Genomic DNA, 21465 nt, shown 5'->3' on the forward strand with positions numbered 1-21465 from the left:
GCGCAAAACCCTTTGAAATATCTAGGGTATTTTATATACCTACACAAACCATGCAATTGTATGTTTTAACAGTTGTAAACAAAATCTTCCATCTGCATGACGAAAAGCCCACACTCTACCTGATAAAAAACGATGCGCAACAACTTATTTCTTGCTAAAGCACAATAAATGAAAACTAAAACCATACCCATTAAGCAAGAATAGTGGCTAAAAAAAGCAAATGAAATCATTAAGACATACGAAGATTTGATACAAGGCATGTACACAGAGAGGCAGAACAAAGAAGTGGAGCATTCCCCCTGGTTGATGAATAAATATGCGGGCAATAAAGGATTATAAATCGCCTTTATTTACCCGCATAATCTGTAATAGTTTTGGGTAACGATTTTGCCGTTACAACAAAGGTTTTTCTCCCCTTTGCCACCAACGCATAAACAATTTGTCAACGTTCTCCATCGCGCTACCCATAAAACGGTCTATGGCACGTTTACGGCGATAATAATTGACACCGATGACTTCACAATGTTCAATTTTTTCAATCAGAAAATCATCACTGACACCCACATCATCAATCAATCCATTTTCTTTTGCCTGTGTACCGTACCAATACTCACCAGTAGCTACGTTTTCTACATCTAAAGATGGACGATATTGGTGGATAAATGATTTGAATAACTTATGCGTTTCATTCAAATCTTCCTGAAATTTCTTGCGCCCCTGTTCAGTATTTTCTCCCAGAACAGTCAAGGTACGTTTATATTCACCAGCAGTATGCAATTCAACATCAATATCATTTTTTTTCAAAAGCCTATGAATATTGGGTAATTGCGCTACAACGCCAATGGAACCAATAATGGCAAACGGTGCAGCAATAATGCGATCAGCTACACAAGCCATCATGTATCCACCGCTTGCTGCTACTTTATCCACGGCAATTGTCAGGCGTATCCCTTTCTGTCGCAAACGAACCAATTGAGATGCTGCCAGTCCATACCCATGAACCACGCCACCAGGACTTTCCAGTCGCAGCAAAACTTCATCTTTTTTGTCAGCCACAGCCAATATCGCACTGATCTCTTCACGGAGTGACTCCACCTCACGGGCATCCATACTGCCTTTAAAGTCCAAAACATAAAGATTTGGCTTCTGTATGCCTTGATGACCTGTTTTGGCTGCCGCTTTTTTCTGCTTAGCATCATTTTTCTGCTGTTTTTTTAATTCTTTTTGCCAAATTTTTTGTTCTGCTTCACTCATTCGCGCCTGTTGCATCTGACGCTGTCTTTCCTTATATGACTCACCAAGATTGGTCAGCTTTAACTCCCCTTTGTGCATTGTCTTACGTACACCTAATCCGATACAAACGAACGCCAAAACAGCGATTGCCAAGACCACTGTGAGCACTTTGGCTAAGAACAATCCGTATAGAGACAAATATTCCACAGATCCACCTTTATTAACTTATAACAAACAATATATTTGTTTCATTCTAACCAAAAATCGAATGCCTTTCCCTAACAGTTTACTTAACCCTATCTCAATTGAAGTTACACTTTTTACCCATTTTTCACCCATGCAGGCAAATTTGACGGGAACCTTAAGTTTTGTTCTGATGATGACCTGTATATGCCAATCTAACTTCAAGATGCATGTGATTTCTCCCCGCAAAGCGGAGAGAAATCAGGTTTCATAGCGTGTTGTAAATGGCAATTTGAAGTTTAATGCGTATATGCCATTCTGAAATGGCAAATCATAGCTTCACAAACAATTATAGGAAGATTGTTCGATGTTTGATTACCAACCAAATAATCACCTGCTGCAACAAAAAATTATTCTCGTCACTGGTGCTGGCGATGGCATTGGACGAGAAGCTGCACTGACCTATGCCCGCCACGGTGCACAAGTTATTTTACTGGGACGTACTACTGCGAAACTGGAAGCAGTCAGGCAGCAAATTACAAACGAGGGCGGTTTACCTGCTGACATTTATACGATGGATCTGCTGACAGTGACCGCCGAGGAATGCCAAACTTTCGCCCATGACCTGGCACAGCGCTATTCACGTTTGGATGGTGTCTTGCATAATGCTGGTCTTCTTGGCGCCGTCTCCCCTATCGTAGAACAACCTGTTCAACTCTGGCATGAAGTGATGCAAGTGAATGTCAATGCCACTTTTATGCTGACTCAGGCATTGATCCCTCTATTATTAAAATCCACCAGCGCTTCTTTGGTGTTCACCAGCTCCAGTGTCGGCCGTCAAGGTAGAAGTGGTTGGGGAGCATATGCTGTTTCCAAATTTGCTACAGAAGGTCTAATGCAAGTTTTAGCAGAAGAATATCGGGATACTTCCCTGCGTATCAACTGCATCAATCCCGGCGGGACGCGTACCAATATGCGAGCTAGTGCTTTTCCTGATGAAAATTCCGCTAAGTTAAAAACCCCCGCGGATATTATGCCCGTCTATCTTTATGTGATGGGAGATGACAGCCGAAATGATTCCGGCATCAGTTTTGATGCTCAACCCGGACGCAAAGCGGGGCCTGCCGAATAATGACCAGAGATAACAGCCAGTACCAGAAAAGACAACAACGCCTGAAAGAAAAAATCGATTCCCGTATTGAAGCAGCACAACAAGAACGGGGAATTGTCATTGTGTTCACTGGAAACGGTAAAGGAAAAACGACCGCTGCATTTGGCACAGTGATTCGTGCAATCGGGCATGGACAACGTGCTGGCGTTATCCAATTTATTAAAGGGACATGGGAAAGCGGTGAAAGAAACTTGTTGATACAACAAGGTGTTGAATTTCATGTGATGGCAACAGGTTTCACATGGGAGACACAAAATCGCGAATCAGACACAGCAGCCTGCCAAACAGCCTGGCAACAGGCTGTAGCAATGCTATCTGATCCTTCACTACACCTTATCGTGCTGGATGAATTAACCTATATGGTCAGATATGGTTATTTAGAACTGACCGATATTTTGGCCGCTCTCAAACAGCGCCCTGCTCATCAAAGTGTGATTATCACTGGCAGAGGATGCCATCGAGAATTATTGGAATATGCCGATACGATTACAGAAATGCGTCCGGCAAAACATGCTTTTAATGCCGGCATCAAGGCACAGAAAGGTATTGATTGGTAAATGGATCCGCTGTTTCAAATCATCCAGATAAATGTTGATATGAGCTGAAACAGCGGCTTAAGCGTATTAACGACCTTTAGGTGCCGTCTTCTTCCCTGCATTCTGACGAGAACTGCTTGCAGGACGTTTTCCTGCCGGACGGGATGCAACCTGAGTATGTCGTCTTACCGCACGGCGGATCTGATTAGCCTTAACGCGGCGTTGATCACGCCCAACAGCAACTTTGGTCACACTCTCTTCATCCAAGTCAACCAACTGACGTAAATAGTTAGTCTGTTCTAACCCCAACTCAGTCCAGCCACCTCGCGGCAACCCTTTCGGCAGATTAATATCGCCATAACGCACACGGATCAGGCGGCTGACTTGCACACCAACGGCTTCCCATAAGCGTCTGACTTCGCGATTACGGCCTTCTGTCAGAGTCACGTTGTACCATTGGTTGATCCCTTCTCCACCTTTAAACGCAATGGTCTTAAATGAAGCCGGGCCATCTTCCAGTTGTACACCTTGTGTCAATTGACGGAGTTTTGCGTTATCGACTTCGCCAAACACGCGGACTGCATATTCACGCTCAACTTCGCGGCTTGGGTGCATTAAACGGTTAGCCAATTCCCCATCGGTAGTAAACAACAACAACCCGCTGGTATTGATATCCAAACGTCCTACCGCAATCCAGCGTGCGCCTTGCATTTTTGGCAAACGATCAAATACAGTTGGACGGCCTTCAGGATCATGGCGGGTACACAATTCACCTTCCGGTTTATAATAAGCCAAAACCCGGCAAACTGTTTTCTGTGGCTCTTTGATATTTAAGATCCGTCCATCCAGACGAATTTTTATTGCGGGATTAACTTCGATTCGATCACCCAACGTTGCGATCTTACCATCAACGCTAATACGCCCTTGTTGGATATACCCTTCGATTTCGCGACGGGAACCATGACCAGAACGCGCGAGAACTTTTTGTAACTTTTCTGTTTTATCGCTCATTGAGCAACCTCTATTGTCGCCTTCACAGGCGTCGTGATACTAAATAAAATTGAATCGTATACGTTAAGAAAACCGTACACTTTATAAAAAAGGTGTTACATCACCTTCGCCTTCACGAAGAATTACGGGCGAATCCCCCGTCAAATCTACTACCGTCGTCGGTTGCTGCCCAAGATAACCACCGTGAATGATTAAATCAACTTGTTTACCCAAAGTATCCTTAATCTCTTCAGGATCCGATTCGGCAAAATCATTTCCGGGCAAAATCAAGCTACATGACATCAATGGTTCACACATCCCTTCCAGCAATGCCAACGCAATAGGATTAGAAGGAACACGTAAACCAATCGTCTTACGTTTTTCGTTCATCAAGCGACGCGGGACTTCTTTTGTTGCCTGTAAAATAAACGTGTAATTACCAGGCGTGTTATTTTTAATCAACCTGAACGCCTGGTTATCTACATGGGCATAAGTGGCAATTTCAGATAAGTCACGACACATCAAGGTAAAATTGTGGCGTCCTTCCAATTGGCGAATACGGCATATACGGGTCATAGCATCCTTATTTTCCAGGCAACAACCAATGGCATAACCTGAATCAGTAGGATAGATGACAACTCCGCCCTTTTTCAGTGCATCCACACTTTGGTCAATAAGACGGACTTGTGGATTGTCAGGGTGGATATAAAAAAACTGGCTCATACAATAACCTCTATACTTCTATGCAGTCCAAGCCGTGACCAGTCGTGCCATATCGGTACAACATCACCGGGTAACCACAAATTGCGCCCAAGTTCTATCCATGAACAGGGTTGGTGAAAATCCGATCCTAATGATACTTTCAACCCATATTCTCTTGCCAGTTGACCAAGTTGTTGTCTTTCATTAGGGGCTTGCTGGCACTGTGCAACTTCCATTGCATCACCACCATGTTGTTTAAACCAAACTATTAATCGTTTTAGCCATTTCATCGACAAATTATACCTGCCGGGATGGGCAATCACAGCCTGTCCTCCAGCCTGGTGAATGGCTTCAATAGCCTGTTCGATTGTACACCATTGCGGTGGGACATAACCGATTTTTCCTCTTGCCAGATATTTTTTGAACACTTTCGGGATAGTCGGTACAACTCCCGCTTCTACCAAATAACGGGCAAAATGGCCACGAGTAACTTGTCCACCATTGGCTAATCTGGATGCGCCTTCCCAGGCATCGGCAATGCCTGCTTTGGCTAATCGTTTTCCTATTTCAACACCACGCTGTTGCCTTAAATCAACCTGATGCGCTAAAAATTTCCTTAAGGAAATAGCATGAATATCAATATTTAAACCAACGATATGAATTTCCAGATTTTGCCACAATGTCGAGATTTCAACGCCGGATATCAAAGTTAATGGCAAATTATTTTGTTGAATATGGTTTAAAGCCGACGGAATACCCTCCGTCGTATCGTGATCGGTGATTGCCAGTACATTAATACCCATAGCAATAGCTCTGTCCACGAGCTGTTCAGGTAATAAAACGCCATCTGAAGCGGTCGTATGGCTATGCAGATCATAGCGTTTTGTCATTTCACTGGCGGCTTCAATCATTGTTTTTTGACCTGTTTTTCGGATGGGAAGAAGACACTATCGATTAAGTGATATGAAGCGCTATCAAGCGCAAAGCAGTTATGATAACACACGAGTAAAAAAAATCATTGACAAGCAAACCACGAACCAGTTTACTAGTACGAGGGTTAGCTGAAACAGTCTATACTAAAAAAACCTTTATCAAAAAAACATTGAACCGATGAGGCACTCAAAATGAGCGTATCTATGCAAACTAAGCAGTCAATGCGTTGGTGGCACAACTTCCCAATCAGGGCGGTTGGCTCACGCACATAAGTTAAGAATAGATATGCAAGTGCCAAAACCCGCCCTAAGAGGCGGGTTTTTTATGCGTAAAGATTAGAAACGGGGTATGAAGATGACTGGCAAAGAATTTAATATTTCTATAAATCAGGTAGATACTCTCTACCAGACAGATCCAACACTGCTTTTTCATCAACTTTGTAGTAATCGCCCAGCAACGTTATTACTGGACTCTGCTGAAATTCACAGTAAAAAGAATCTCAAAAGCATCTTGATCATTGATAGTGCCATGCGCATCACGGCCAACGGGCGTCAAGTTACTTTTGAGGCACTCACTGAAAACGGCCAAAACCTGATCCCTATACTCATCAACTTACTATCAGGTAAAGCTCAATTAGATGTAGAACTGAAGGTTATGCGAGCACGGTTTCCGGCCATTGGGCACAATCTGGATGAAGATAGCCGGCTAAAATCCGATTCAGTTTTTGATGCATTGCGTGCCCTGGCAGCATTAGCCGCCTTTTCAGAAAATCCCGATGCCATTTTTGTTGGTGGATTGTTTGCTTACGATTTAGTCGCCGGGTTTGAACCATTACCTAAAGTAGAAGCTCATCAACGTTGCCCTGATTTCTGTTTTTATCTCGCAGAAACGCTATTAGTGATCGATCATCAAGATAAACATTCACGTCTGCAAACTTCATTGTTTGGCGAATCCGATTCAGAAAGAAAGCGCCTTAAAGCGCGTTTAGCAACCTTAGTTACAGCCATTTCAGCCCCGCTTCAGCCACTCTTACCTGTCACATTACCCAATATTACTGTCGGCTGTAACCAAAGTGATGAACAATACGCAAATATCGTACAGCAACTACAGCAATTTATCCGTCAAGGGGATATTTTTCAGGTCGTTCCATCGCGTCGTTTCACCTTGCCATGCCCTTCTCCGCTGAACGCTTATCATGTATTGAAAAAACAAAACCCAAGCCCTTATATGTTTTTTATGCAAGATCAGGATTTTTGCCTGTTTGGGGCTTCACCAGAAAGTGCTCTCAAATATGATGCCAATAACCGCCAAATCGAAATTTATCCGATAGCCGGTACTCGACCACGTGGACGTGATAATAACGGAAAATTGGATGCCGATCTTGATAGCCGAATTGAGCTGGAAATGCGCACGGATGCGAAAGAAATGTCTGAGCATGTGATGTTAGTCGACTTAGCTCGCAACGATTTAGCCCGTATCTGCGAACCGGGCAGTCGATATGTCGCCGATTTAACTAAAGTCGATCGTTATTCATTTGTTATGCACCTGGTTTCCCGTGTTGTCGGCACACTCCGGCATGATTTAGATGCCTTCCACGCCTATCAAGCCAGCATGAATATGGGTACATTGACGGGAGCCCCTAAAGTTCGGGCGATGCAACTCATCGCAGAATATGAAGGTGTACGACGTGGCAGTTATGGCGGAGCCGTCGGTTACTTCACGGGCAAAGGGGATTTTGATACCTGCATAGTGATCCGTTCCGCCTATGTGGAACACGATCAGGCCACCATTCAAGTTGGAGTCGGTGTGGTGCTGGACTCCATTCCTCAGTCAGAAGTAGATGAAACTCACAGTAAGGCCAGAGCCGTTATTCGCGCCATTGCACAAGCGCATCATATGGAGGTGACATTCTGATGGCAAATATTCTTTTACTCGATAATGTAGATTCCTTCACATATAACCTTGTGGATCAACTGCGTACTCATGGTCACCATGTTGTTATTTACCGTAATACCGTGCCAGCAGACGTCATTATTGCCAAACTTAATGAGATGGCATCTCCTCTTTTAATGTTATCCCCAGGTCCGGGGAAACCCTCAGAAGCAGGCTGTATGCCCGCATTGATTAAACAAGTAATAGGCCAGATCCCGATAATCGGAATTTGTCTTGGACATCAGGCGATTATTGAAGCTTACGGAGGAAAAATCTCTGCTGCTCAGGAAATTTTGCATGGCAAAGCAACACCGGCCATCCATGATGGGAAAAATATGTTTTCCGGCCTCCCAAATCCTTTGTCTGTCGCCCGTTACCATTCTCTTGCCGCTGTGCATACTCCGGCAGAACTGACTGCTTCTGCTTCATGCGGTGATATTGTGATGGCTGTGCGACATGATGAGCACAAAGTTTGTGGTTTTCAGTTCCATCCCGAATCTATTTTAACTACACAGGGAGCCAAACTCCTTGAACAAACTCTAGCCTGGGCATTGAACTCACAATTTCAAAGATAGATGAGTATCGAATTAAAAGCACTCAACTTAAAGGAATGGGAAGATGCAGTTGATTTTTGACAAATTATTCAGTGCTCAGGCACTGACACAACAAGAAAGCCAGCAGCTATTCACCGCCATTATTCATGGTGAGCTGAACGATACACAACTGGCTGCTGTATTAATTAGCCTGAAGCTGCGGGGCGAGCAGCCACAAGAAATTGCGGGCGCAGCCCAAGCGTTCCTGGCAAACGCAGCCCCCTTTCCTCGCCCTGATTACACGTTTTGTGATATCGTCGGCACAGGTGGAGACGGTTCCAATAGCATCAATATTTCAACAGCCAGCGCCTTTATTGCTGCTGCCTGTGGCCTTAAGGTGGCAAAACATGGAAATCGCAGTATTTCCAGTCGGTCTGGATCATCTGATTTATTAGCTGCATTCGGCATTGCATTAGATGCTCAAGCCGAAGAATCACGCAAGGCTTTGGATGAAATTGGTGTCTGTTTCCTGTTCGCCCCCCAATATCACAGTGGATTCCGTCATGCGGTGCAAGTACGCCAGCAACTAAAAACCCGAACACTATTTAATGTACTTGGCCCGTTGATCAATCCAGCGCGTCCTCCTGTGTCTCTCATCGGCGTCTATCACCCTGAATTAGTTGAACCCATAGCCCATACCTTACACGCTTTAGGTTATCAACGCGCTGCCGTTGTACACAGCGGAGGAATGGATGAAGTTGCCTTACATGCACCAACTTATGTTGCAGAGCTTAATCACGGTGAAATTCGCCAATATCAATTAACAGCAACAGATTTTGGTTTGCCAAACCATCCAATATCGTCACTGCAAGGTGGATCACCAGAAGAAAACCGCAACATGTTGGCAATGTTGTTACAAGGTCACGGAAACCAAGCCCATGCTCATGCCGTAGCAGCCAATGTGGCTCTGTTAATGAAAATTCACGGGCAAGAAGACCTACGGGAAAATACTCAATTAGCACTCGATACTATTTACAGCGGCCAGGCCTATGAAAAAGTAACGGCATTGGCAGCAAGGACCAGATCATGAAAACCAGCGTATTACAGAAAATTGTTGAAGATAAAGCGGCATATCTGATTACTCGTAAAGCAGAGCAACCGCTGGAGAGTTTTATTGATGATATCGTTCCAAGTCATCGTCGGTTTTATCAAGCCTTGACTCATAAGCAAACCGTTTTTATTTTGGAATGCAAAAAGGCATCCCCGTCAAAGGGATTGATTCGCGAAGATTTCGATCCCGTCCATATTGCTAAAACTTATCAACCTTATGCCGCTGCAATCTCTGTCCTGACCGATGAAAAATACTTTCAGGGCAGTTATGATTTTCTCGCCATGGTCAGTTCTGCTGTCCATCAACCTGTTTTGTGCAAAGATTTTATTATTGATGCCTATCAGGTTTATCTTGCCCGTTATTATCAAGCTGATGCTATTTTACTGATGCTGTCTGTCCTTGATGATGATACATATCGTAAATTATCGGCATTGGCCCACAGTCTTGATATGGGTGTATTGACCGAAGTCAGTAATGAAGATGAACGGCAACGGGCAATTAAATTGGGCGCAAAAGTTATTGGTATCAATAATCGGGATCTCCGTGATTTGTCCATTGATTTAGGGAGTACCCGTAAATTGTCGGTGGGCTTACCTGAAGACACCATCGTCATTAGTGAATCCGGTATCCACCAGCATCGTCAGGTGCGAGAATTAAGCCAATTTGCCAATGGTTTTCTTATCGGTAGTTCTTTAATGGCACAACAAAATTTAGATCTCGCCTTACGACGCCTAATTTTGGGTGACAACAAAGTTTGTGGCTTGACTCGCCCACAGGATGCCAAAGCTGCGTTGCAAATGGGTGCCGTTTACGGTGGTTTAATTTTTGCCGAAAAATCACCGCGCAAAATCAGTCTGCAAAAAGCTCAACAAATCATCAATGAAGCTTCTCTGCTATATGTTGGTGTGTTTCAAAATCAACCCATTGATTTTGTCAATAATACTGCCCGTAGGCTTTCACTCACCGCAGTGCAACTGCACGGAAGTGAAGATGAAAACTACATCAACGCCCTGCGCTCAGTACTACCTGAACATTGTGAAATTTGGAAAGCCATCAATATGTCTAAGGCTGAGGACGTTTCCGTAATACCTCACGTTGATCACTTACTGTTGGATAACGGCGCCGGTGGAACGGGAAAACCATTTGACTGGCAATTAATTAATCCATTAATTCAGCATAACAGTTTTCTGGCGGGTGGCCTGAATGCTGAAAACTGCCAACTGGCAGCAACACTTGGCTGTTATGGACTGGATTTTAACTCAGGCGTTGAAGTGTCTCCGGGTATCAAAAGCAACCAGAAAATCAAGCAGGTGTTTCAACAATTGCGCTGTTATCACTAATTTTTCAGATAAAAATGGATGAGTAGAATAATGAGTAAATTGAATCCTTATTTTGGCGACTTTGGCGGGCAATTTGTGCCACAAATTTTAATCCCTGCACTTAACCAATTAGAAGATGCTTTTATTGATGCACAGAAAGATCCTGAATTTCAGCATACTTTTCAGGATCTATTGAAAAACTATGCAGGCAGACCTACTGCCTTAACGCTGTGTCAAAACCTGACGAAAGGGACAAAAACACGTTTATATCTAAAACGTGAAGATTTGCTTCACGGCGGTGCTCACAAAACCAATCAGGTCTTAGGGCAAGCATTGTTGGCAAAACGCATGGGAAAGCATGAAATTATTGCTGAAACAGGCGCAGGTCAACATGGCGTCGCCACCGCGCTAGCTTGTGCGCTATTGGGGCTGAAATGCCGTATTTATATGGGAGCAAAAGATATTGAACGCCAATCGCCCAATGTTTTTCGTATGCGTTTGATGGGTGCCGAAGTGATCCCTGTCCACAGCGGCTCGGCAACCTTGAAAGATGCCTGTAACGAAGCAATGCGTGACTGGTCAGGTTGCTATGAGAAAGCACATTATCTATTAGGCACTGCCGCAGGCCCTCATCCCTATCCGACAATGGTACGAGAGTTCCAACGTATGATTGGTGAAGAAGCCAAAGCTCAAATTCTGGAAAAAGAAGGCCGCTTACCTGATGCAGTCATTGCCTGCATTGGTGGTGGTTCAAATGCCATCGGTTTATTTGCTGAATTTATTCCAGAAAATGATGTCCGCTTGATTGGTGTTGAGCCTGCGGGGCATGGTATTGAAACTGGAGAACATGGTGCCCCATTGAAACACGGAAGGTTGGGAATTTACTTTGGTATGAAAGCCCCCATTATGCAGACAGAAGATGGGCAAATTGAAGAATCTTATTCCATTTCGGCGGGTTTAGATTTTCCTTCCGTTGGTCCACAACATGCCTATTTAAACAGTATCGGTAGAGCCGATTATGTTTCAATTACTGATGATGAAGCGCTGGATGCTTTCCAGGAACTCTCACGCAATGAAGGTATTATTCCGGCACTGGAATCTTCTCATGCGTTGGCTTACGCCTTGAAAATGATCCATGAATCTCCAGACAAGGAACAACTATTAATTGTCAATTTATCTGGCCGTGGTGACAAAGACATCTTTACCGTTCACGATATTTTAAAATCCAGGGGGGAAATCTGATGGGACGTTACGAACAACTTTTTAAGAAGCTGCAAAACAAAAACCAAGGCGCTTTTGTTCCTTTTGTCACCCTTGGTGATCCTAATCCTGAATTATCATTGGAAATTATTGATACCTTAATTTCAGGTGGTGCTGACGCCCTTGAATTGGGTATTCCGTTCTCAGATCCCCTGGCTGACGGCCCAACTATCCAAAATGCCAATCTGCGCGCGTTATCATCCAAGGTCACGCCTACATTATGTTTTGACCTACTGGCTAAAATTCGGGCTAAATACCCTGATGTACCCATTGGCCTGTTAGTTTACGCTAATCTCGTCTTTCACAATGGCATTGATGAATTTTATCGTCGCTGCAAAGATGCCGGTGTTGATTCCGTTCTTGTGGCTGATGTACCGTTATCCGAGTCATCGCCTTTCCATTCAGCTGCCATAAAGCATGATATTGCCCCGATCTTTATTTGTCCCCCAAATGCAGATAATGATTTATTACGTGAAGTTGCTTCATTTGGACGGGGATATACCTATCTGCTATCAAGAGCGGGAGTAACTGGTAGTGAAAATCGTGCTCAACAACCACTTAGCCATATTGTCAATAAACTCAAAGAATATCACGCAGCCCCTGCTATACAAGGTTTTGGCATTTCAAAGCCAGAGCAAGTTATAACGGCTCTCAATGGTGGTGCTGCGGGGGCAATTTCAGGTTCAGCTGTTGTCAGAATTATTGAAGATAACTTACATCAACCCAATATCATGCTGGAAAAATTAATGGATTTTGTTCGTGCCATGAAAAACGCTACACAATTGTAAGCCCACTAGCAAAAAATGGGGCAATTACGCCCCATTGGTTCTCTCTTATATCACAGTCAAACACATACGTAGCTTTAGTTAGAAACTATAACCAACACCGAACATAAAGACCCACGGATCAAGACGGGTTTTATATTTTTGATCTACATCACCAGTTTTGAATTTCACATCAGTTTCAATATTCATCCACCAAAGCGAAGTATTCAGCATCCAGTTTTTGTTCAGTTGATAATCCAGGCCAACCTGCCCAGCGATACCCCAAGAATCTTTCAGATCTAAGCTATTTAAATTAGCGGCCTTCACGGTTGCATTATTACTAAATTTTTCGCTAAAGAAAGTCGTGTAGTTAATACCAATCCCGACATAAGGACGAAATTCATTTTCTGATGAACCAAAATAATATTGTGCCATTAGCGTTGGTGGTAAATGTTTAACTTCAGCGATTTCACCCGCTCCCGGCAAACTGACCCTATGCTGGAATGGTGTCGCTGCCAATAATTCAACACCAATATTATCAGTAATCATGTAACCAAAAGTTAAACCCAACTGGGTATTATTATTGACACCAAAAGATCCCAATCCTAATACATTATCAGAACCCGCATGCGGCCTTACCGTTGCTGTACCTGCACGAAACAGGAAGTCACCTGCTTCATGGGCAAAAGTCAATGACGGGGCTAACGTAGCAGCAGCCAATACAAGCGCAGAAATCTTTTTCATTATCCATCCCATTTGTGTGGTTTTAAAACAGTCAGAAATATACACGTTTGTTTACTATTATGATCTAAGGCAGATCACATCTTTTAAAGATCTTTGGCGAAATAAGGTATTTATTACTGTTTTATTATTTCATTTACTGGGTATTTTAAATTGATCCAAATCAAAATTATCTGCGTATTAATTTTAATACCATTCACGATTTATATCTTGGTATCAACTTTTGAATGAATAACAATAAATAATAATATAAATCATATATCTTTATTTAATGCTCTTATCCTTTATTAACAAAAATTTAATAAATTGATCATTTATATAAAATCTACACTGAGGAGGATTGGCAAAAAAAGAATTCTTCCCCCCAACAACCTCAAGATACAGGATCAAGTATTAGAGTTCTTAGCCTCAACAAGGCCCAGTGGGAGCAAAGCTACAATTTGACGATATCTGTTAATGCGTCTGTGTATAAGAACCCCCGAAAATGCAGTATTAATTAACTGATATAATAGAGGTTCGCTTGAAAAATGGAAAACATCCCACACTAAGTATATTTTTTAACCCAAAGACACAACATAAATAAAACGAATAGCCACAACCACCACTCGTTTATCATTTTTAACGATTATTTCTTTCCTGAGCCTTCAGATATGCAGGTCGACACCAATGGCTCTGTCCATGTAATCCTTTATTTCTGAACTTATAGCTATACCACATAATTTTGCCCACAAAAGAGTGTGTGTCACGAAGATATCAGCTAACGTAAAGTTAGGGCCTGTTATCCATTCGTAACCTTCATTTAGCCTGATTTGGTTAACTGCTCTGTTTGCTTCGCTTTTGGCGTAATCTATGAGTCCTAGGTTTCGCTGATTTTCTGGACAAGCGCAAAATGCTGTTTCAATAAGTTCCACACTGGAGACTCGAGGTCAGTAAGAGCATAGCTCAACCATGAGTTAATAATGGATTTCGGTTTCGGCTCGGTAGGATAGAATGTTGCAGAAGGATATTTTTCACAAATATATATACATATTGCCAGGTTTCTTCAATTACAATCTCCATCACTCAGAAAAGGGACTTTTCCTCGTGAATGGAGGGATTTTATGGTTCCTTCTTTTTGGCATTCGAGTAAGGCCTGTTGTTGAGACCAATACCACATCCAGTTAAGTCGTGTATCGTGTTAATATGGTTTAAAAAAGCCAAATGTTATATTTTACAGCTTCGCTTCCACTAGGCCAACAAGGTACAATTGTGCACTATTGTTGTTTTATTTGATAGGAGCCACTTTTATGCCCATCACGGCAAATACCCTGTATCGTGACAGTATCAATTTTTTAAAGAATCAATGGTTGAATATCGTCATCCTCTCTGTCTTGGCCACGTTGGTGACAACACTGTTGGGGTATTTACTCATACCAAATGAGGAACAACTCAATTTATTGGCCGAGTTGCAAAATATAGTCAGAGAGTCCGGTAATACGGGGATCCAGCGTTTCGTGATGCAATTAACACCAGATGAGCAATTCATGTTAATGCGCACAATGTTCGGGGTTTTATTTACCAACATATTTGGTAACACCCTGCTAACAGCCAGTATGCTGGTACTCATCAATGCTATCTCTTGCGGTCAGCAAACTAGTGCCATTCATGCCAGTACATTATCAATAACACGATTACCTAAGATGTTTTTGCTAATGTTTATCTGTACCCTGTTGATTCAAATCGGTTACGCTGTAATGATCTTGCCTGGCGTACTGTTTTCTATTGCATTCTCACTGGCTCCTATCTTTTTGTTTGAAAAAGGCAAAAGTGTTTTTGCAGCCATGCAAAATAGTTGGAAGTTAGCATTTGGTAATATACGCTTGTTGCTCCCAGCTATACTGCTATGGCTTATTACCAAGCTAATACTGGTCCTTATATTGGCAAAAATGCCTGATATGTTGTTAACAACGCTAGATAATCTGTTATCATCCCTATTACTGATTTACCTATTCCGCTTGTATATGTTGGTCAGGCCACAAAATAAAACCACAAACGGTATGTAATAATCACCTAACATAGTTCACCTCACTGCAATGCAGCGAGGTGAACTGCCGAAAAATGAACCTCAATTATTTCTCCTCAACTTGCTGCTTACTTTGGATTAAACGAATAGCAAAATAGAGATCCGGCACAACTAGCAAATCTTTATCGCTACGACTTAATTTGTTTTGTTTAATCCAACGCTTCAGTTCTGTCCTGCGTCCTGCCAAAACCAATGTTACACCTTTCTCTTTTAATTCTGTGATTAACTCATCCAATACGGCAAAAACACTGACATCATCATAGGTAAAGCTGACCGTCGCATCCACCACTAACCACACAGGATCATTTGCAGCACTATTCACATGCTGTAATACCCGTTTTTTGAAATATCCAACGTTAAAATAAGTGAGTGGAGAGTTAAAGCGGTACATCATAATGCCATCTACCGGTTTGATATCATTATGCTTATGAATGGAACGAACCATACCTTGGTCATTCACGCCCAGCAGTTGATCCGAAGGCCGAAAAACTATTCGCAAAAATTGCAATAATCCCAACAAAACGGCAAAACCGATACCATCGATTACCCCGACCAGCAAAACAGCAATTAACGTAAAAATTGACAGCGTAAAAGCCTGACGATTACGTTTTCGATAAGCCCAAAGATTTTTTAAACTCAATAAAGACCAAGTGGAAAAGATCAAAACAGTACCCAGGGATGACAGGGGGATATACACCAAAAATTCTGTCATAAATAGCAATACCAGCAAAATAGCACAGGCTGCTATCACCGAAACCATTTGCGTTTTACCACCTAGCGCGTCATTGACCGCAGTACGGCTACCCGCAGCACTAACAGCAAAACCTTGCGACAATGACGAAGCGATATTAGAAATACCTAGTGCCCTAAGTTCCAAATCTGCATCGACTTGGTAGCCATTTTTACTGGCAAAACTACGAGCAGTCATCATAAAACTGACGAAACTGATCACCGCTAAGTTAATGGAAGGAACCACTAAATCACGTATGATACCGATTTCAAATTCAGGTATAGGAACCACAGGCAAACCATTCCCCATACTCCCCACAATCTGGATACCATATTGGCTGAGTTCAAATTGCCAACTGATATAAGTCGATACGATCATGGCCGCCAATGGCGCAGGCCAACTCGGACGGAGAAAATTTACACTAAGCAGTACCAGCAGCGTCATGACTGATATTCCTACTGTCGGCCAGTGAGATTCTAACAACTTATGGGGAAATGCAATCAATCGTTCAATCAATTCCACCGGCAACCCAAACAGCCCAAAAACTTTAGCCAACTGATCAGCGATAATGGTAATCGCAACACCATTAATAAAGCCTTTCAAAATGGGATGAGATATAAAATCAGCGAAAGCGCCCAGACGAAAATGGCTGGCCAAAATACACCAAAATCCTGTCATTAACGTCATCACTATCGCAAGCTGCCAACGCACATTCTCATTTCCCAATGCCAACGGTGTAACAGCAGCAGCAATAACAGCACACGTTGCAGCATCTGGCCCAACAATCAACTGCCGTGAAGTACCGAACAACGCATACACAAACATCGGTAAGATACAGGCATATAAACCAATAATGGCGCTGATCCCCATTAATTCAGCATAAGCAATCGCAACAGGCAATGCTACTGCAGCAACAGAGAGACCCGCCCGCATATCATGACTGAAATATTCTCTACGGTAATGACAGATATTTCCCAAGCCAGGCATCCAGCGATGTAATCTTTCCCACAACATAGCCTTTATGTCCTTTTGTGAAAATGAAACTTAGTTATAATGCGTAACTAAATGGAAACTCACAAACTTCCCCTTTCCCACACTTAGCTTGTCGCTCATTGTGATAAAATTACCTAAACAGATGAAAAATGTTTTTTACCTGATAAATAAACCATTTCATTGAGATCTGGTACACTCTGGCACAAATTTAAAAACATGCCATCATTGACTTCACAATGGATTCAATTTATGAAACAACTTTTAGACTTTTTGCCACTAGTCGTTTTCTTCGTCATCTACAAAATGTACGACATTTTCTATGCATCTGGTGCCTTGATTGCAGCAACAGGGTTAGCTGTTGTCATTTCTTACTTCATTTATCGTAGAGTTGAAAAGTCCTCCTTAATTACATTTGTTATGGTTGCTGTTTTCGGTACTCTGACACTGGCTTTCCACAGCGATTTATTTATTAAATGGAAAGTGACTGTCATTTATGCCATTTTTGCTCTGGTACTGCTTATTAGCCAATGGGTGATGAAAAAGCCGTTAATTCAACGGATGTTAGGCAAAGAGTTAGAATTGCCTGATTTTGTCTGGAACAAACTGAATATAGCTTGGGCGATCTTCTTTGTTGCCTGCGCATTAGCAAATATTTATGTCGCTTTCTGGCTACCCCAGGATGTTTGGGTAAACTTTAAAGTGTTCGGGTTAACGGCATTGACACTAGTTTTTACTGTATTGAGTGTGGTATATATCTACCGTCATCTGCCTCGCGAACAAAAATAATATAATGACCTTCATATGGATACCTGCCGATGCAGCGGCAGGTATTGTTGTATTCACCAAATAAAGCAAGTTTTCTAATGACACAACAACAATGCTTACCAAACGGAGAATTGGTTCTCCGTACACTGGCCATGCCTGCTGATACTAATGCCAATGGGGATATTTTCGGTGGTTGGCTGATGTCTCAAATGGATATTGGCGGCGCAATTTTAGCAAAAGAGATTGCTCTGGGGCGCGTAGTGACTGTTAGCGTAAATGGCATCAGTTTTCTGAAACCGGTTGCGGTAGGTGACGTCGTATGTTGCTATGCCCGTTGTCTCAAAACGGGAAATTCATCCATCACCATTCATATTGAGGTGTGGGTGAAAAAAGTGGCTTCTGAGCCAGTCGGCCAGCGTTACCGTGCTACAGAAGCCGTTTTCACCTATGTTGCCGTTGATGAAAATAATACTTCCCGTCCTTTGCCTGAAGATAAAAGGCATTTCAAGTTGGAAAGCAGTGAAATTGACAATAATTAAATTAAAACAAAATGTTAAATAAAATACAAAACGCATAAAAACCACACATGCTCACACCTATGTACAAACAGAAAACATACTCGCTATAGCACATAGCAATGGATTTTACGTACGTTAGATAGAGGAAGTTCAGGTCATAGGTAAGGATAAAAAGGAAATCACTATCACCACACACAGGGCAGTCATCTGCCCTTTAACTCTCAGGGTGATCATCTAAAAAATTTTCCGATTTGAAATCGGGAAATCCCTATAGTTCCCGTATATAACTCAAATCTGAGCCATGATGGAAATTCCGATTATCTTTAAGATTCGAGAAATTTTTCACACACCCATCAGCTAAAATTTCAGCTGATGTATAATTAGTCAAACATTCGTCCGATTGGAACTACCCCCCAAATTATTAGGTAAGCCAAAGTGAAGACCACGGTAATTTCATACCTCCGTTTGAAACAGAAGCGTGCTAAATTAAAGACGGAGAAACCTCCACGTTTACTGTACTAAATTTCATCAGCCACCTCAAAACCGCAATCATCCAGATGCAACACTGAAAGATAAAGGATTTGTTGTCCTGAGCAATGATTCTGGTAGCAATTACCAAAAGCAGTAAAAGCGGCGTATGATTTAGCGAATACAGCTAATCAAAATGCCAATATTCAACTAGCCAAAGACCAAAACGGAGCGGATATAGAAAACATCAATCTTTTGCTACGTGAGATCTGCTTCTGGATTGCCTTCGGATAAATTTCGCGCATCCAGATAATGTGCAAATGTTATACAAATAGTCACATACGCCTGAGCCATCAATAGCAAACAATAGAATTTTATTTCCTGCTTCCAAGCGTTGAAAATCTGTATTAATTTTCATACGCAATGTGCCTGTTCATCAAATATAGCTAATTCTCATGCCCCACCAGACATGGGGATCATAATTATTGCGTCTGCCTTGACCCGATATAGTTTTTTCTCACCGTATGGAGTCGTCCAAATGAATGATCTCAAAGTGTCTCTACGAATAAACTGAAAGATTGGAGCGACTTCCCCTTTTATGCCGATATAAGAGTAAGACCATGACTGACTTTCTAGGTTACGTTTTAATGCGATGCTTAAATTCACCACTGGCACTTACATACGTCAACAGCCATATAAATATCTATAAAATAAAAAACCGTACTAGGCGATAGATATAGAAAAAGCCACGCCAGAACGCGGCTTTGAATTTAGTATGCAGATTTGGGTGAGTTATTTCCAGTTGAAGCAAAAAGTCTTAATTGTATTTCTTTGTTTCAATATAGTACTCAATTTTTGTGCATCATCACTTCGATAATAAGCAGTGTACGTGTACCAATCGTTGATGTTATCGTTAGTTGGATAGGAAGAAGAAGTAGGCACACCAACATGATAAGACACACCATCGACAATTACGGAAAGCGCTTTTTGCATTAAATTCAGCATATTCTGATAATTAGCTTTGCTGGAAGATACTCTAAATCGCAAAGTCTCTGAGGTACCTAAATGAACACGCTCTTCCCAAAAGAATGATAAAACATTTGCAATATCTGTTTTATTTTTTTGATCCGTAGTCAAAGTTCCAAAAATTTGTTCATCTTGCTCTCGCTGCCCTTTGTTCGTCATATATCCCCAATCTTGACCAAATGAGCCGGTATTAACACCATCATCACCGTAAGTCCTAGTACCTAAAGTAAGATCAAAAGACAACATACTATCGTCTGGACACATTACCTGCCAATCACAAGCAACCAAATCTTTTTGAGCTGGATTCCAAGATGTGGTGTTTTCCGGCTTATGTTTTTCAATATAAGGATCATTATCAGGTATGCCTGCAAGGCGTATGTATTCAACAGGAAAATCCCAATTACTACGATATACTTTATTTCCTAAGTACGCTTTAATCATAGCCCACGGAAAAGAGCCTTCTGGTGCAGCTATATCAATTATCAATCTTAACTTTCGGTTTGTATTGTTCAGGGTCAAATAAACACTTTTTATCAGCATCATTACTCACTAGCTTATTAACATCAGACATCATTTCCTCACTTATCATCGTTAAAGTTCAAGGTCATTTCAATCCACTGACAAATAGCCAATTAATATTACTTAAGTCAGATTTTTATATCAATTAGATGCAGACACATTACTATTAATACGCATTAATATAGGGCATCGCATTATAAAATCTTACCATTCGCTAAGTAAGTAATCTGCTGGAGTGTAAATTTAAAGTTTTCTGCTGATAAAAAAATCCCAACGAAGCGGGCTTTAGTCTCCGCACCAATACGTGCACGAACATAAGTTTCAGTGATCATTAGTCAATTCTCCAATCATATATTGACCCGTTTGTAGTCATTTATATTCTCCTTTCAATAGGAAGCCAAAAGCCAGATTTCACAGGTTAATTTCATGGTCTTAGATTTTGGAATGAGTGAAGGCTGGGTACTTCTTAAGTTATAGAATTATTTATTTTCATAATAATTTATGTATAAAATATTATGAATGTATTAATTCTAAGATGGTTTGTGCTTTTTCAGCACAGTGATATTAAAGGGCAAAGACTCTCCACATGGGCAGAGCATTAATTGTAATTAACCAGCCCTATTCTAGAGGATTACTTGCTCCAAGAAAACCTATAGCGTATACTTTTTTCGACACACGCGAGTTACGCTTTAAAGAACAAAATAATAACCTCTGTAGAATGAGAATTCCCTAAGACACGTATTCAGGTCAGGTACTCACCGAATTTTATAAAGGATTACACACGTTTTAGTGTTTAACTAGCACACTCAAAGATAACATTCCAACTACGAAATTTTGCAGCTATTAAAAAGTACCTTACGGGGCTGTATCATTATATTGAAGCTAGATTTTCTGACAGGAGCTTAAAAAACATAATCACAAATACAACAATCGCACCGATGATGATTAGCTTTTTATTTTTAATTTTTTCTCCATA

The 21465-nt window shown here is 41.7% G+C and carries 20 protein-coding genes and 1 other annotated feature; of the genes, 11 read left to right on the top strand and 9 right to left on the bottom strand.

The genetic code is table 11. The annotated features are described in order from the left end of the window. Positions 1–393 precede the first annotated feature (393 nt). The gene (gene sohB / locus AAC853_RS15255; protein ID WP_338882369.1) at positions 394–1440 is read right to left on the bottom strand and encodes a protease SohB; all 1047 of its coding nucleotides are present in this window, start codon (positions 1438–1440) and stop codon (positions 394–396) included. Positions 1441–1783: 343 nt separating this feature from the next. On the opposite strand from sohB, the gene AAC853_RS15260 reads away from it, so the two are divergent. Continuing rightward, the gene (locus AAC853_RS15260) at positions 1784–2548 is read left to right on the top strand and encodes a YciK family oxidoreductase (RefSeq protein ID WP_340615048.1); all 765 of its coding nucleotides are present in this window, start codon (positions 1784–1786) and stop codon (positions 2546–2548) included. Beyond that, the gene (gene cobO / locus AAC853_RS15265; RefSeq protein WP_340615049.1) at positions 2548–3144 is read left to right on the top strand and encodes a cob(I)yrinic acid a,c-diamide adenosyltransferase; all 597 of its coding nucleotides are present in this window, start codon (positions 2548–2550) and stop codon (positions 3142–3144) included. Before AAC853_RS15260 ends, cobO begins: the two co-directional genes overlap by 1 nt. 66 nt (positions 3145–3210) lie before the next feature. On the opposite strand, the gene rluB is transcribed toward cobO, so the two are convergent. From rluB to rnm, 3 genes are all read right to left on the bottom strand, one after another. Next, positions 3211–4134, bottom strand: coding sequence for a 23S rRNA pseudouridine(2605) synthase RluB (gene rluB / locus AAC853_RS15270; protein ID WP_338882372.1), 924 nt, complete (start codon positions 4132–4134; stop codon positions 3211–3213). Positions 4135–4215: 81 nt separating this feature from the next. After that, positions 4216–4836, bottom strand: coding sequence for an L-threonylcarbamoyladenylate synthase (locus AAC853_RS15275; RefSeq protein ID WP_189759542.1), 621 nt, complete (start codon positions 4834–4836; stop codon positions 4216–4218). Continuing rightward, positions 4833–5726: an RNase RNM gene (gene rnm / locus AAC853_RS15280; RefSeq protein WP_340615050.1), complete on the bottom strand. Its 894-nt coding sequence runs from the start codon at positions 5724–5726 to the stop codon at positions 4833–4835. The genes AAC853_RS15275 and rnm overlap by 4 nt, the downstream gene beginning before the upstream one ends. A 243-nt stretch (positions 5727–5969) precedes the next feature. Then, positions 5970–6075, top strand: a sequence feature (Trp leader region). Between the two features lie 27 nt (positions 6076–6102). On the opposite strand from rnm, the gene AAC853_RS15285 reads away from it, so the two are divergent. The 6 genes from AAC853_RS15285 to trpA are packed head-to-tail and all read left to right on the top strand — an operon-like array spanning position 6103 to position 12691. Then, a complete protein-coding gene (locus AAC853_RS15285; RefSeq protein ID WP_340615051.1) occupies positions 6103–7662 on the top strand; it encodes an anthranilate synthase component 1 in 1560 nt (519 codons plus the stop codon). Next, positions 7662–8255, top strand: coding sequence for a glutamine amidotransferase-related protein (locus AAC853_RS15290; RefSeq protein WP_340615052.1), 594 nt, complete (start codon positions 7662–7664; stop codon positions 8253–8255). The genes AAC853_RS15285 and AAC853_RS15290 overlap by 1 nt, the downstream gene beginning before the upstream one ends. A gap of 43 nt (positions 8256–8298) precedes the next feature. Continuing rightward, complete coding sequence (gene trpD / locus AAC853_RS15295) at positions 8299–9303, top strand: anthranilate phosphoribosyltransferase (RefSeq protein ID WP_273557603.1); 1005 nt, start codon at positions 8299–8301, stop codon at positions 9301–9303. Then, entirely contained in the window at positions 9300–10664 is a 1365-nt protein-coding gene (gene trpCF / locus AAC853_RS15300) for a bifunctional indole-3-glycerol-phosphate synthase TrpC/phosphoribosylanthranilate isomerase TrpF (RefSeq protein ID WP_340615053.1), read from the top strand. The genes trpD and trpCF overlap by 4 nt, the downstream gene beginning before the upstream one ends. Before the next feature lie 30 nt (positions 10665–10694). Beyond that, the gene (gene trpB, locus AAC853_RS15305; protein ID WP_340615054.1) at positions 10695–11885 is read left to right on the top strand and encodes a tryptophan synthase subunit beta; all 1191 of its coding nucleotides are present in this window, start codon (positions 10695–10697) and stop codon (positions 11883–11885) included. Beyond that, positions 11885–12691 (top strand): tryptophan synthase subunit alpha, encoded by an 807-nt coding sequence (gene trpA / locus AAC853_RS15310; protein ID WP_340615055.1) that lies wholly within the window; start codon positions 11885–11887, stop codon positions 12689–12691. Before trpB ends, trpA begins: the two co-directional genes overlap by 1 nt. 78 nt (positions 12692–12769) lie before the next feature. On the opposite strand, the gene ompW is transcribed toward trpA, so the two are convergent. Continuing rightward, a complete protein-coding gene (gene ompW, locus AAC853_RS15315) occupies positions 12770–13411 on the bottom strand; it encodes an outer membrane protein OmpW (RefSeq protein ID WP_338882382.1) in 642 nt (213 codons plus the stop codon). Between the two features lie 1283 nt (positions 13412–14694). Between ompW and AAC853_RS15320 the strand changes: the two genes are divergently transcribed. Further along, entirely contained in the window at positions 14695–15450 is a 756-nt protein-coding gene (locus AAC853_RS15320; RefSeq protein WP_340615056.1) for a YciC family protein, read from the top strand. Positions 15451–15516: 66 nt separating this feature from the next. Here the strand turns inward: AAC853_RS15320 and AAC853_RS15325 are convergent, their stop codons facing one another. Next, positions 15517–17214, bottom strand: a complete 1698-nt coding sequence (locus tag AAC853_RS15325; protein WP_340615057.1) for a SulP family inorganic anion transporter — start codon at positions 17212–17214, stop codon at positions 15517–15519. Between the two features lie 228 nt (positions 17215–17442). Here AAC853_RS15325 and AAC853_RS15330 point away from each other — a divergent pair, with 228 nt between their 5' ends. Further along, positions 17443–17979, top strand: coding sequence for a septation protein A (locus AAC853_RS15330; protein WP_338882386.1), 537 nt, complete (start codon positions 17443–17445; stop codon positions 17977–17979). A 77-nt stretch (positions 17980–18056) separates the two neighbouring features. Continuing rightward, positions 18057–18497 (top strand): acyl-CoA thioester hydrolase YciA, encoded by a 441-nt coding sequence (gene yciA / locus AAC853_RS15335; RefSeq protein WP_338882388.1) that lies wholly within the window; start codon positions 18057–18059, stop codon positions 18495–18497. Positions 18498–19202: 705 nt separating this feature from the next. Here the strand turns inward: yciA and AAC853_RS15340 are convergent. From AAC853_RS15340 to AAC853_RS15350, 3 genes are all read right to left on the bottom strand, one after another. Next, positions 19203–19298: a hypothetical protein gene (locus tag AAC853_RS15340; protein WP_422824231.1), complete on the bottom strand. Its 96-nt coding sequence runs from the start codon at positions 19296–19298 to the stop codon at positions 19203–19205. A 438-nt stretch (positions 19299–19736) separates the two neighbouring features. Next, positions 19737–20510 (bottom strand): Thoeris anti-defense Tad2 family protein, encoded by a 774-nt coding sequence (locus AAC853_RS15345; protein ID WP_340615058.1) that lies wholly within the window; start codon positions 20508–20510, stop codon positions 19737–19739. Between the two features lie 173 nt (positions 20511–20683). Beyond that, positions 20684–20821 carry a hypothetical protein gene (locus tag AAC853_RS15350; protein WP_340615059.1) on the bottom strand — a complete coding sequence of 46 codons (138 nt, stop codon included), beginning with the start codon at positions 20819–20821 and terminating at the stop codon, positions 20684–20686. Positions 20822–21465: the final 644 nt, after the last annotated feature.

This window comes from Xenorhabdus thailandensis (genome assembly GCF_037996785.1).
Classification (GTDB): domain Bacteria; phylum Pseudomonadota; class Gammaproteobacteria; order Enterobacterales; family Enterobacteriaceae; genus Xenorhabdus; species Xenorhabdus griffiniae.